Origin of the sequence: Pseudomonas sp. H1h (genome assembly GCF_000633255.1) — a bacterium.
Lineage (GTDB): Bacteria > Pseudomonadota > Gammaproteobacteria > Pseudomonadales > Pseudomonadaceae > Aquipseudomonas.
Genome location: NZ_AYMJ01000012.1, coordinates 103,751 through 117,227, shown reverse-complemented (window position 1 = coordinate 117,227; position 13,477 = coordinate 103,751). Strand labels below are relative to the sequence as shown.

The following is a 13,477-nucleotide window of genomic DNA, read 5'->3' as shown; positions in this document are numbered from 1 at the left end:
CCATGCAGTTGTGGCGACGCAGTATTCAATGGCAGCTGATTCTCAGCATGGGCACCGCCCTGCTGTTCAGCATCCTGATCGTGGTTGGCATTTATACCCTGGTGGTCAACCGCCTCGCCCAGAGCTATCTGGTCGAACAAGCGCTGCCGTCGAGCATCGAAGCGACGCGCAATGACATCGAACGCATCCTCGTTCAGCCACTGACCGCCGCCAAGGACATCGCCAGCAACACGATGGTGCGCGACTGGCTGGCCTCGGGTGAAGACAGCGGCAAAACGGCGGCCTTCGCGCAGTATCTGGAAGGTATCCGCGCCGAACATAAAGCCTTCACCGCATTGATCATCGGCGCCGAGTCCAATCACTACATCACCGAAAAAGGCCTGGACCGCACCCTCAGCCGCGCCAAGCCGGCCGATGCCTGGTTCTATTCCTTCCTCGACAGCAACCAACCCCGCACCCTGAATATCGACAACGACGGTGCTACCGGAGAATTGGCGCTGTTCATCGACCTGAAGGTCGAGCAGGCGGGCAAGGTGGTCGGCGTGGCAGGGCTTGGCCTGAGCATGAAAGAGCTGTCGGAGCTGATCCACAACTTCAGCTTCGGTGAGCGCGGCAAGGTCTATCTTGTGCGTTCTGACGGTTTGATCCAGGTTCATCCTGAAGCGCAATACAGCGGCAAGCGCACCTTGAGCGAGCAGATCGGCGCCAGCGCTGCGCAAAGCGTCTTGGGTCAAAAAGTTGCCGTGAACAGCAGCTTCCAAAGGGACGGCGAAGACTTCCTCGTCTTCAGCCTGCCGTTGCGCGATCTTGGCTGGACCCTGGTGGCCGAAGTGCCGCAGTCGCAGATCTATGCCGAAGCCCGCAAAGCGATGTGGATGAGTGGCGGCATCGGTCTGGCGGTGGCGCTGGTGTGCCTCGCCTTGGTGGTGTGGCTGGCGCAAGGTTTGGTGCGGCCGATTCGTCAGGTAACAGCCGCGCTGGTAGCAATCGGTAGCGGCGGTGGAGATTTGACCCATCGGTTAGATTCCAGCCGCGCCGATGAGCTGGGCGATCTGGCCCGGGGCTTCAACCGATTCCTCGACAGCCAGCGCGGGATGATCGGTGAGGTGCTGACCACCAGCGAACGTCTGCGCACCGCTGTCGGCCAAGTGGCCAGAGTGGTGGAAAACACCGCCGAGCGTTCCGGCCGTCAGCAGGAAATGACCGATATGGTCGCCACGGCGGTGCATGAAATGGGCCTGACCGTGCAGGAGATCGCACAGAACGCCGGCAACGCCGCGCTTGCCTCACAAACCGCACGGGACGAAGCGCTGCAGGCGCGGGAAGTGGTCGGTGGCTCGATCCGTCATATCGAAAGCATGTCCGATGAGATTGGCGTGGCGGCTGGCGCGGTCGGTGAGTTGGCGCATCAGGTGGCATCGATCGACTCGGTGCTGGCGGTGATTCGCGGGGTGTCCGAGCAGACCAACCTGCTGGCACTCAACGCCGCCATCGAAGCGGCGCGGGCCGGGGACATGGGGCGCGGGTTCGCTGTGGTGGCCGATGAAGTGCGCACCTTGGCGCGCAGGACCCAAGCGTCCACCGACGAGATTCAGCAGATGATCGGCAGCCTCAAGCAGGGCGCCGAGAATGCGGTGTCATCGATGCGTACCGGTCAGGCGGCGACCGGCACCGGTGTTGAATCCAGTCAGCGTACCGGCGCGTCGTTGACGGCGATTACCGGGCAGGTCGAGCGCATCAGCGACATGAACCACCAGGTGGCGACGGCGACCGAAGAGCAGTCGGCGGTGACTGAAGAGATCAACCGTAATGTGCAGGGGATTTCCGACCTGGCGCGGGCGACGGCGGGGGAGGTCAGGGCTTGTCGCGAAGACTGCCAGATGTTGCAGAGACTGGCGGATGATCTGGCGCGGCAGATGGGTGGGTTTCGATTAAATTGATAGCGTTTTTTTTCGGTTCGACGCGCCGGCTGAGGCGCGTCGGGCGAATTATCGCGCAGCTTTTATCAGGCGGAGTTCTCTACCGTAAAAGTCGATTCCGCCCAAGGTAAGCAAGTAGTAAACCAGTTTCTCCTTGACCAACCACTCTGCTGACTCATCAACGTAGAGATCGTCTGACGCCAATGTTCTGAACATGTCGTCGTTGTTGAAAGACTGGGAGTTGGCATAGGTCTTATAAGGGGTCACAATTTCATTGATGTAAAGATTGTTGGCTAACTTTGTGTAGGTTTTTTTGCTGATGCGCTCTTGGCTGCCCTCATCTTTCACATTGTCATTGACTCTGGCCGCCATGAAAAACTGATATTCGCTGAGCATGACATAGGGGTCGATTAACGATTCTGGCGTGTCATTAAGCAATGGCGTGCCGTACACCGTAGCATTCCATTGATTGTCTTGCATGTGGGTGAAGTCCTTGAAGGTGACGCGATGTGTCGATAAATAGTGATCGCCCACAGAAGTCACTTCAAACATTGCCGTTGCGGTAGTTGTAATACCAAGCTCGTTATCGCCTGGAGCCATTACGATACTGATCAGGCTTTGTTCATCCGATAATCGTTGATGATTTTTGCTGATGACAGAGGATACGGTTGAATCCTTATTCGTCCAGACCGTACCGTTGCGCAGAGACGTGGCTGAGGTGGAAGCGAGAATGCAGTAGTCCTTGGTCACAATCCCCGAAAGCTTGATGGATCGTTCTTCGAGCGTTTTGCTACTCATGATGTGTCTGCCTCTCGGAGTGGAAGGTGTACTTCAAGTCCATACTTGCCGGGCAAACTACATGTCAGGCGAAAACAGCCTATCGCCAAATCCTGATTTGCACACCTGTAAAGCCTGACAGGTGCGCAAATGTTTTAAGTGTGAGTGGGTAACTCAACGGCTTGATCAGAACCACGCATCCTGCATCGCCAGGCACGTATCATCCCGCGCCTCCAGCAACGCCAGTTCATGGTGACAAGCCGGCACTTCCCACGTCAGGAAATACCGCGCCGCCTGCAACTTGCCCTTATAGAAGTCGGCATCCGCCGCATTGCCATGGGCTAATCCTTCTTCGGCGCGAATCGCCTGCTCCAGCCAGCGCCAGCCAATCACCGTGTGCCCGAACACCTTCAGGTACAGCGCCGAATTCGCCAGGCTGCTGTTGACCTTGCCCTGCGCCAGATCAGTCAACAGCCCAATGGTCACGACTTGCAGGCGCGCCACCAGTTTCTCCAGCGGCTCACGCAACTCGGTGAGTGATTCGTGCGCGGTCGCGCGCTCGGCGGTGTTGGCGATCAGGCGGATCAGTTGCTTGAGCCCCGCGCCGCCGTTCTGCGCCAGTTTGCGTCCGAGCAAGTCCAGCGACTGAATGCCGTGGGTGCCTTCGTGGATCGGATTCAGGCGGTTGTCACGGTAATACTGCTCCACCGGGTATTCGCGGGTGTAACCGTGGCCGCCGAGAATCTGGATCGCCAGTTCGTTAGCCTTCAGGCAGAACTCCGATGGCCACGATTTGACGATCGGCGTCAGCAGATCCAGCAACTCGTGGGCCTGTTTGCGCTCGGCTTCGGTTTCCAGCGTGGTGGTGTCATCGAACAGCCGCGCCGCGTACAGACCGAGGTCAAACGCCCCTTCGACGTAGGATTTTTGCGTCAGCAGCATGCGTCTGACATCCGCGTGCTGAATGATCGCCACCGGCGCTGTGCTCGGGTCCTTGCTGTCCGGCACACGACCTTGCGGACGTTCGCGAGCGTACTCCAGCGAATAAAGATACCCGGCATAACCGAGCATCACCGCGCCCATACCGACGCCGATCCGCGCTTCGTTCATCATCTGGAACATGTAGCTCAGCCCATGATGCGGCTTGCCCACCAGATAGCCGACACACTCGCCGTTATCGCCGAAGTTCAGTGCGGTGGACGTGGTACCGCGCCAGCCCATCTTGTGGAACAGCCCGGCCAGCAGCACGTCATTGCGTTGACCGAGGCTGCCGTCATCGTTGACCAGAAATTTCGGCACGATGAACAGCGAAATGCCCTTCACCCCCGGTGGTGCGTCGGGCAGCTTGGCCAGCACCATGTGCACGATGTTTTCCGACAGCGGGTGATCGCCGCCGGAAATGAAGATCTTGTTGCCCTTGAGCCGATAAGTGCCGTCGGACGCAGGTTCCGCGCGAGTCCTGATATCCGACAGCGAAGAGCCGGCATGCGGTTCGGTCAGGGCCATGGTGCCGAAGAAACGGCCGTCGATCATCGGCTGCAGGAAGCGCTGTTTCTGCTCGTCAGTGCCGAAGCTTTCGATCAGGTTGGCCGCGCCCATGGTCAGGAACGGGTACGAAGTGGTTGCCGCGTTCGCCGATTGAAAGTGCGCAAAGCACGCTTGCGACAGCAGCGTCGGCAATTGCATGCCACCGGCCTCGAAGCTTCTCGCGGCGTTGAGGAAGCCGGCTTCGAGGAAAGCATCCACGGCCGGTTTCACTTCCGGAATCAGAACCGCCTGGCCGTTCTCGTAGCGCGGCTCGTTCTCGTCGCCCTTGCGATTGTGCGGCGCGAAGTATTTCTCGGCGATGCTGCGCGCGGTGCCGATGGCGGCGTCGAAGGTTTCGCGATTGTGCTCGCAAAAGCGCTCACGCCGGGTCAGGCCTTCGGCATCGAGGACTTCATACAGCTCGAAAGCCAGATTGCGGGAACTGAGCAGCGTCTCGGACATGGCGGCCTACCTGAAATTTGGGGTTGGGCCGAGTCTAGGCGTGCTGATAAAGGCTGAACAGGATGATTGATGGGAGTGATGGAGAGGCGGGGGTGCCACTAATCAAATGTGGGGGCGGGCTTGCTCGCGAATGCGGTGTGTCAGGCAACATTGATGTCGACTGATCGACCGCGTTCGCGAGCAAGCCCGCTCCCACAGGGGTATTGCGTACCGGGCGGCCATTGCGGCAGCCCGGTTATCGGTATTAACCGATGGTCATCAGGCTGGCGTTACCACCCGCCGCAGCCGTGTTAACGCTCAACGCCCGCTCGATCACCAGACGCTCCAGCGCAATGTTGGTTTCGCCCTGGGACAAGCCCTGAACGCCAACGATTGCACCGCCACGCTTGGCGATCTGCTGGCAGACGCCGCGCAGCTGATCGGAATGACCGTGGTGCAGGACTGCATCGAACACCACTTCGTCCTTGTTCCAGTCGGCGATCAGCTTGATCCGCGCCTGAACGTCCTTCGGCAGGCGTGCGAACAACGCCTTGCTGATGTCGGACTCCGGCCACACTGCCGAACCGCCGACAGCCAATACCGCCGCCAGTTGGGTCAGCAGATCGCCTTCGACGTCCGCCAGGCACAGCACATGCTCGCGCGGCAGTATCGCGTAGCTGTTCTTCTCGCCGGTCGGGCCGGCCAGCACGCGGGTGATACCGCTTTGCGACTGGGCGGCGTACTGCACGCACAGGGCGCTCAGGTCGGCGTATTTGTTGCTCTCGGCCCAGGCTTTGAAGGCGTTCAGCGGTTTGCTCATGGCATCTCGCAGACGCACGTCCGGGGCGACGACAGCATCACCGCGAGCGAAGGATTGTTCGATCGCATCGGCCGGACGGGTCGACAGCAGGCGGTACAGGTACAGCGGGCCACCGGCTTTCGGGCCAGTACCCGACAGGCCTTCGCCGCCGAATGGCTGCACGCCGACCACGGCACCGACGATGTTGCGGTTGACGTAGACGTTACCGGCGTTGACGTTGTCGATCACCTTGGCGATGGTTTCGTCGATCCGGGTGTGCACGCCGAGGGTCAGGCCGTAACCGGAAGCGTTGATCTGAGCGATCAGTTGATCGATCTCTTTGCGCTTGTAACGAACCACGTGCAGCACTGGGCCGAAAATCTCGCGCTGCAGCTCGTCAAAGCTTTCCAGTTCGATCAGGGTCGGCATGACGAAGGTGCCGCGTTTGACTTCTTCAGTGTCGGCGATCGCCACCTGGTACACGTTGCGACCTTTATCGCGCATGCCCTGGATGTGCTTGTCGATGCCAGCCTTGGCTTCGGCGTCGATCACCGGGCCGATGTCTACGGACAGGCGCTCAGGATTGCCGAGACGGCTTTCAGCCATGGCACCTTTGAGCATTTCGATGACGCGATCAGCAGAATCTTCCTGCAGGCACAGCACACGCAGAGCCGAGCAGCGCTGACCGGCGCTGTCGAACGCCGAGGACACCACGTCGATCACGACTTGTTCGGTCAGGGCCGAAGAGTCGACAATCATCGCGTTCTGGCCACCGGTTTCGGCGATCAGCGGAATCGGACGGCCCTGGCTGTCGAGACGGCCAGCGATGTTGCGCTGCAACAGACGCGCGACTTCGGTGGAACCGGTGAACATCACGCCTTTGACGCGCTCATCACCGACCAGGCCGGCACCGACGGTTTCACCGCGACCCGGCAGCAGTTGCAGTACGCCTTCCGGAATACCTGCTTCAAGCAGCAGGCGCACGGCTTGCGCGGCAACCAGCGGCGTTTGCTCAGCCGGTTTGGCCAGTACCGGGTTACCGGCGGCCAGTGCCGCAGCGACCTGGCCGCTGAAGATGGCCAGCGGGAAGTTCCATGGGCTGATGCACACCACCGGGCCCAGTGGGCGGTGGGCGTCGTTGCTGAAATCGTTGCGTGCCTGCACCGCGTAGTAACGCAGGAAGTCGACCGCTTCACGGACTTCGGCGATGGCGTTGGCGAAGGTCTTGCCGGCTTCACGGGCCAGCAGGCCCATCAGCGGCTGGATCTCGCCTTCCATCAAGTCCGCGGCACGTTCCAGAATCGCGGCGCGCTCGGCGGGCGGGGTAGCCTGCCAGATCGGCGCGGCGTTCAGGGCGCACTGGATCGCGTTGTCGACGTCTGCGACGGTGGCTTCCTGCACGTGACCGACCACATCGCGGTGATCGGCCGGGTTCAGCACCGGGGCCGGGGCTTCGTTGCTGGAGGCGCAACCGAGCATCGGTGCGGCTTTCCAGTTGTTGTGCGCGGTGGCGAGCAGGGCGCAGGACAGCGAGGCCAGACGGTGTTCGTTGGCCATGTCGATGCCCGAGGAGTTGGCGCGCTCGGAACCGTACAGGTCACGCGGCAACGGAATGCGTGGGTGCGGCAGGCCGAAACCACCTTCCACGGTCGCCATCTGCTCGATCTGAGCCACCGGATCGGCCACCAGCTCCTGGATCGAAATCGACTGGTCGGCGATGCGGTTGACGAACGAGGTGTTCGCGCCGTTTTCCAGCAGACGACGCACGAGGTACGCCAGCAGGGTTTCGTGGGTGCCGACCGGTGCGTACACACGGCACGGACGGTTCAGCTTGCCTTCGGAAACTTTGCCGACAACCTGCTCGTAGAGCGGTTCGCCCATGCCGTGCAGGCACTGGAATTCGTACTGGCCCGGGTAATAGTTCTGACCGGCAATGTGGTAAATCGCCGACAGGGTGTGGGCGTTGTGCGTGGCGAACTGCGGGTAGATGACTTCCGGCACCGACAGCAGTTTGCGCGCACAAGCGATGTAGGAAACGTCGGTGTACACCTTGCGGGTGTAGACCGGATAGCCTTCCAGGCCTTCGACCTGGGCGCGTTTGATTTCGCTGTCCCAGTACGCGCCTTTTACCAGGCGGATCATCAGGCGATGACGGCTGCGACGAGCCAGGTCGATCACGTAGTCGATCACGTACGGGCAACGCTTCTGGTAAGCCTGGATCACGAAACCGATGCCGTTCCAGCCGGTCAGTTGCGGCTCGAAGCACAGGCGCTCGAGCAGATCCAGCGACAGTTCGAGACGGTCGGCTTCTTCGGCGTCGATGTTCAGGCCGATGTCGTATTGCTTGGCCAGCAGGGTCAGCGACAGCAGGCGCGGGTACAGCTCGTCCATCACGCGCTCGTACTGCGCACGGCTGTAACGCGGGTGCAGTGCCGACAGCTTGATGGAAATGCCCGGGCCTTCATAAATCCCACGGCCGTGGGAGGCTTTGCCGATCGAGTGGATGGCTTGTTCGTACGACGCCAGGTACTTCTGCGCGTCGTGCTCGGTCAGTGCCGCTTCACCGAGCATGTCGTAGGAATAGCGGAAGCCCTTGGCTTCGAACTTGCTCGCGTTGGCCAGCGCTTCGGCGATGGTTTCGCCGGTGACGAACTGCTCGCCCATCAGGCGCATGGCCATGTCGACACCCTTGCGGATCATCGGCTCGCCGCTCTTGCCGATGATGCGGCTCAGCGACGACGTCAGGCCGGCTTCGTTGTGGGTCGACACCAGTTTGCCGGTCAGCAGCAGGCCCCAAGTGGCCGCGTTGACGAACAGCGAAGGGCTGTTGCCCAAATGCGGGTGCCAGTTGCCGGTGCTGATCTTGTCGCGGATCAGCGCATCACGAGTGCCTTTGTCCGGTATACGCAGCAGCGCTTCGGCCAGGCACATCAGGGCTACGCCTTCCTGGGACGACAGGGAGAATTCCTGCAGCAGACCCTGAACAATGCCTGCACGACCGCCGGCACTTTTCTGGTTACGCAGTTTTTCCGCGATGGTCGCGGCGAGTTTGTTGGTGGCTTCGGCCATCGGTGCCGGCAGGCGCGCCTGTTCAATCAGCATCGGCACCACTTCCGGCTCAGGGCGGCGGTAAGCGGCAGTGATCGAAGCACGCAGCACCGATTGCGGCAGGATGCTTTCAGCGAATTCGAGGAAACACTGATGGGCGTGATCGGTGTGGACTTCGCCGGCGTCGTCGCTGTCCTTGGCGGTCAAACCGTTCAGCTCGGTCAGGGTTGCACCACCCTCGAGTTTTTCCAGGTAATTGAAAATTGCCTGCTTGATCAGCCAGTGCGGTGTGCGATCAATCGAGGTCGCGGCAGCCTTCAGGCGCTCGCGGGTCGGGTCATCGAGTTTGACCCCAAGGGTGGTGGTAGCCATATTTTTATCCTCATGGTTGCCACAGTTGCGTGGCATCAGCTGGCGGCAAGATTAGCCGTGCGCCGAAAGAGGTGCAACCGGGTGCAACCCTTTTTTTGTCGGAAAAATAAACGCCTCATCAGGAATTATTTTCTGGTACTCGAGTGCAGCACTTGCTTGGTGCGTTTGCTTCTAGCAAAGCGTTCTGACTGCGTTAAAAGGGAGCAAAAAACGCTTATTTGTGGGTATATCCGACTAGGTGCAACTTATTCTCGAGAAACTGGTTGCACCTATTTTGCTTTGTTGCATAGCATTCGCGCCCAAGGTGCAACCGGGAATACCCGATGCATCGGCTGGTGGCTTTCCTGGGGAAACATCAGTCCTAAATGCGCGGGATCCCGATTCGTCTGCCAAACGTCGTCGTTTGTGTGCGATTCATCACCGCTGCTACATAAAAACAAAGCCAGGGCGTAACTTAATGAGCGTAAGCAATCCAACACTGATCACGTTCGTGATCTACATCGCAGCAATGGTGCTGATCGGCTTCATGGCCTATCGCTCCACCAACAACCTCTCCGACTACATTCTTGGCGGCCGCAGCCTCGGCAGCGTCGTGACGGCTCTGTCTGCCGGTGCTTCCGACATGAGCGGCTGGTTGCTGATGGGCCTGCCGGGTGCCATCTATATGTCCGGCCTGTCCGAAAGCTGGATCGCCATCGGCCTGATCGTCGGTGCCTACCTGAACTGGCTGTTCGTCGCCGGTCGTCTGCGCGTGCAGACCGAGCACAACGGTGACGCCCTGACGCTGCCGGATTACTTCTCCAGCCGATTCGAAGACAAAAGCGGCCTGCTGCGTATCATTTCGGCGATCGTGATTCTGGTGTTTTTCACCGTTTATTGCGCATCTGGCATCGTGGCCGGTGCCCGTCTGTTCGAAAGCACCTTTGGCATGTCCTACGAGACGGCGCTGTGGGCCGGTGCTGCGGCGACGATTGCCTACACCTTCGTCGGCGGTTTCCTCGCAGTGAGCTGGACCGACACCGTACAAGCCACCCTGATGATTTTCGCGCTGATCCTTACGCCGATCATCGTCCTGTTGGCCACTGGCGGCGTCGACACCACGTTCCTGGCGATCGAGGCACAAGACCCAAGCAACTTTGACATGCTCAAGGGCACCACTTTCATTGGCGTCATTTCGCTGATGGGCTGGGGCTTGGGCTACTTCGGTCAACCGCACATCCTGGCGCGTTTCATGGCGGCTGACTCGGTAAAGTCGATTGCCAATGCCCGTCGCATCTCCATGACCTGGATGATCCTGTGCCTGGGCGGCACCGTGGCTGTGGGCTTCTTCGGTATTGCCTACTTCTCGGCACACCCGGAAGTTGCAGGTCCGGTGACTGAAAACCACGAGCGCGTCTTCATCGAACTGGCCAAACTGCTGTTCAACCCATGGATTGCCGGTGTTCTGCTGTCGGCCATTCTGGCTGCAGTGATGAGCACCCTGAGCTGCCAGTTGCTGGTGTGCTCGAGCGCCCTGACTGAAGACTTCTACAAAGCGTTCATCCGCAAGACAGCTTCCCAGAAGGAACTGGTCTGGATCGGTCGCGCCATGGTGTTGGTGGTCGCGCTGATCGCTATCGCACTGGCAGCCAACCCGAAAAACCACGTGCTGGGTCTGGTCAGCTACGCATGGGCCGGTTTCGGTGCTGCGTTTGGTCCGGTGGTGCTGATCTCGGTTGTCTGGAAAGGCATGACGCGCAACGGCGCACTGGCCGGTATCCTTGTCGGTGCGATCACCGTTGTGGCGTGGAAACACTGGGAAGTGATGGGTCTGTACGAAATCATCCCGGGCTTCATCTTCGCCAGCCTGGCGATCTACATCGTCAGCAAGTTCGGCTCGCCGACCACTGGCATGGTGCAGCGCTTCGAAGCGGCGGAAAAAGATTTCCACCTGAACAAGTGATGCATTGAGCTTCGGCTCAGGAGAGAGCGGCCCGTTTCCGACAGGAGGCGGGCCGTTTTTTTATGCCTGCAATAACCCTGACTAAGCAAGGATCCCCTGTGGTATCGGGCTTGTTCGCGAATGCAGTGGATCAAATGAAATCAATGTCGACGGACACGGCCCCTTCGCGAGCAAGCCCGCTCCCACAGTTTTTCGGTGGTGGGTTTGAGAGAGTTGTCTGTAGTTGGATGCGCCGATATTCGAAGGCTTTTTCGACAGAAAAAGTAGGGAAAGTCTGATTTTCCCGTCACTCACCCAACCCTCCTTGTCCCTCATGCAGAATCGCCCGCCCTCATTCTGCAGAGACACATCGGATGTTCGCGCCTGCCAATCAACCGCGTTTCACGTTGACCCTCGAAGGCGCCCAACTTGACCTCAAGGTCCTTGAGTTCACGGGCAAGGAAGCCATCAGCCAACCCTATCGTTTCGAACTGGAACTGGTCAGTGAACGGCCCGATCTGGACCTCGAAAGCCTGCTGCACCGTCAGGCGTTTCTGAGTTTTGACGCGGACGGTTCCGGTGTTCACGGTCAGATTTATCAGGTCGGGCAGGGCGACTCCGGGAAACGTCTGACGCGCTATCACTTGAGCCTGGTCCCGCGTCTGACGTACCTCGGGCACCGCATCAATCAGCGGATCTTCCAGCATCAAACGGTGCCGCAGATCGTTGCGCGGATCCTCAAGGATCACGCGATCCTGCGCGATGCGTTCGAGTTCCGCCTCGGCAGCGACTACCCGCTGCGTGAATATTGCGTGCAGTACGCCGAGAGCGATCTGGCGTTCATCCAGCGCCTGTGTGCCGAGGTCGGCATTCATTACCACTTTCAGCACAGTCCCGAAGGCCACGTATTGGTGTTCGGCGACGATCAAACGGTGTTCCCGCGTCTGGCGACGCCGACGTTGTACCTGCCGGGCAGCGGCATGGCGGCAGGCGCGCCGGCGATCCAGCGTTTCAACGTGCGCGTGGAGACCCGTACCAGCGTGGTTACCCTGCGTGACTACAACTTTGAAAAGCCGCGCGTGCAACTGCAAAGGCGTAGTGAAAGCGAGCAGCGCCCAGTGCTGGAGGAGTATCACTTCCCCGGTCAATTCAACGATCGTGAAACTGGCAAGCACCTGGCACAACGTGCGCTTGAGCGGCATGTCGCCGACTACCGTCAGGCCGAAGGCATCAGCGATGAATCCTCGCTGGTGTGTGGACATTTCCTGCAACTGACCGAGCACCCGCGCCAGGACTGGAATGATCTGTGGCTGCTCACCGCCATCGAGCACTGTGGGCGACAGCCGCAAGTGCTGGAGGAATCGGTGACCAGTGATGGGGAAACATTCCAGGGCTACCGTAATACCTTTCTCGCCACGCCGTGGGATGTGTTCTTCCGCCCGGCCCTTGGCCCGGAAAAACCACGGATGCTCGGCTATCAACCAGCGGTGGTCACTGGGCCGAAAGACACGGAAATCCACTGCGACGAGTACGGCCGGGTCAAGGTGCAACTGGCTTGGGATCGTGACGGCGAACTCAACGAGCACTCCAGTTGCTGGCTGCGTGTCGCTACGGGGTGGGCGCATGACCATTACGGCAGCGTGCTGATCCCACGGGTCGGCATGGAGGTGCTGGTCGGGTTCATCGACGCCGATGCCGACAAACCCTTGGTCATGGGTTGTTTGCCGAGCGCCGCGACGCCAGTGCCGCTGGATTTGCCGGCCGACCAGACCCGCAGCATCTTCCGCAGCCAGAGCAGCCCCGGTGGCGGCGGTTACAACGAACTGCGTATCGAGGACAAAAAAGGCGCCGAGGAAATCTACCTGCGCGCCCAGCGCAACTGGACCCAGCATGTGCTGCACGACCAACAGGTGCAGGTCGACAATCAGCGCAGCATCGTCGTCACCGGCACCGCAAAGCATGAGCTGAAGGCGGACGAACAGCGCATCACCCACGGCCAGCGCCAGGCCGAAGTGAAGAGGGACGACCATTTGACGGTTGTTGGCGATCGGCACATTCGGGTGAGCAATCAGGCAACCAGCGCCAGCGGACAGTTCCACGTCAGCGCCGGGCAACAAGTGGTCATCGATGGCGGTGCGAGCGCGACGATTCAGGCGGGCGGGCAGTGGATCAACATCGGCCCCGGCGGGATCTTCAGCAGCGTGCCGATTCAGGTCGGTGGTGCGCCGATGGCGGCGATGAGTGCGGCGCCGATTGTGCCGGGATTGCCGGAGAAACTGGCGGCAGCGCCCGCCGCCATCCTCACGCCAGGACAGATCATGAGCCTGAATAGCGATGCACCGTTCTGCGAAGAGTGCGAGCGCTGCAAGAATGGCCTCTGCCCGGCGCCCGACACGTTGTCGCAACCCCCAAAGTCCTCAGCCCGGCCGGCGCCTTCGGGCGCTGAGCCGGGCTTTCATATTGTTGAACAGGGAATGTCGCGGTCTGCGCTGGAATCCACACTGTTCCCGCAGCCAGATCCGGCCGTGCTGGAGAAATTTCGCAGCCTTAATCCGCAACTCAGCCAATACGCCAAACCTGGGCAACTGATCGTCCTCAGCGATCCACGAAATACGCAATGCACTCGGGAAGAGGCGTTGCTGATGGAGGCGGCGCAGAAAGTTGATGCGGCGT

General features: G+C 60.1%; 5 protein-coding genes and 1 pseudogene. 3 read left to right on the top strand and 3 right to left on the bottom strand.

Features of this window, described 5'->3' with window-relative positions:
• Positions 1–2 precede the first annotated feature (2 nt).
• Complete coding sequence (locus tag U862_RS0109720; RefSeq protein ID WP_025110227.1) at positions 3–1,940, top strand: methyl-accepting chemotaxis protein; 1,938 nt, start codon at positions 3–5, stop codon at positions 1,938–1,940.
• A gap of 48 nt (positions 1,941–1,988) precedes the next feature.
• Here U862_RS0109720 and U862_RS0109715 read toward each other — a convergent pair whose 3' ends face one another.
• The 3 genes from U862_RS0109715 to putA form a co-directional block, all read right to left on the bottom strand.
• The gene (locus U862_RS0109715; protein ID WP_025110226.1) at positions 1,989–2,717 is read right to left on the bottom strand and encodes a hypothetical protein; all 729 of its coding nucleotides are present in this window, start codon (positions 2,715–2,717) and stop codon (positions 1,989–1,991) included.
• A gap of 165 nt (positions 2,718–2,882) precedes the next feature.
• Positions 2,883–4,685 (bottom strand): acyl-CoA dehydrogenase, encoded by a 1,803-nt coding sequence (locus tag U862_RS0109710; protein WP_025110225.1) that lies wholly within the window; start codon positions 4,683–4,685, stop codon positions 2,883–2,885.
• 244 nt (positions 4,686–4,929) lie between these two features.
• On the bottom strand, positions 4,930–8,883 hold the full coding sequence (gene putA / locus U862_RS0109705) for a trifunctional transcriptional regulator/proline dehydrogenase/L-glutamate gamma-semialdehyde dehydrogenase (protein WP_025110224.1): 3,954 nt from the start codon (positions 8,881–8,883) through the stop codon (positions 4,930–4,932).
• Positions 8,884–9,340: 457 nt separating this feature from the next.
• Here putA and putP point away from each other — a divergent pair, with 457 nt between their 5' ends.
• Positions 9,341–10,825: a sodium/proline symporter PutP gene (putP, locus tag U862_RS0109700; RefSeq protein ID WP_025110223.1), complete on the top strand. Its 1,485-nt coding sequence runs from the start codon at positions 9,341–9,343 to the stop codon at positions 10,823–10,825.
• A 353-nt stretch (positions 10,826–11,178) separates the two neighbouring features.
• Positions 11,179–13,191: pseudogene (locus tag U862_RS0109695) on the top strand (type VI secretion system tip protein VgrG); the annotation flags it as partial.
• Positions 13,192–13,477: the final 286 nt, after the last annotated feature.

Bases quoted from the DNA above. Each gene is read 5' to 3' on its own strand.
- U862_RS0109710 (WP_025110225.1), bottom strand. From the start codon at position 4,685: ATGTCCGAGACGCTGCTCAGTTCCCGCAATCTGGCTTTCGAGCTGTAT.
- U862_RS0109715 (WP_025110226.1), bottom strand. From the start codon at position 2,717: ATGAGTAGCAAAACGCTCGAAGAACGATCCATCAAGCTTTCGGGGATT.
- putA (WP_025110224.1), bottom strand. From the start codon at position 8,883: ATGGCTACCACCACCCTTGGGGTCAAACTCGATGACCCGACCCGCGAG.
- U862_RS0109720 (WP_025110227.1), top strand. From the start codon at position 3: ATGCAGTTGTGGCGACGCAGTATTCAATGGCAGCTGATTCTCAGCATG.
- putP (WP_025110223.1), top strand. From the start codon at position 9,341: ATGAGCGTAAGCAATCCAACACTGATCACGTTCGTGATCTACATCGCA.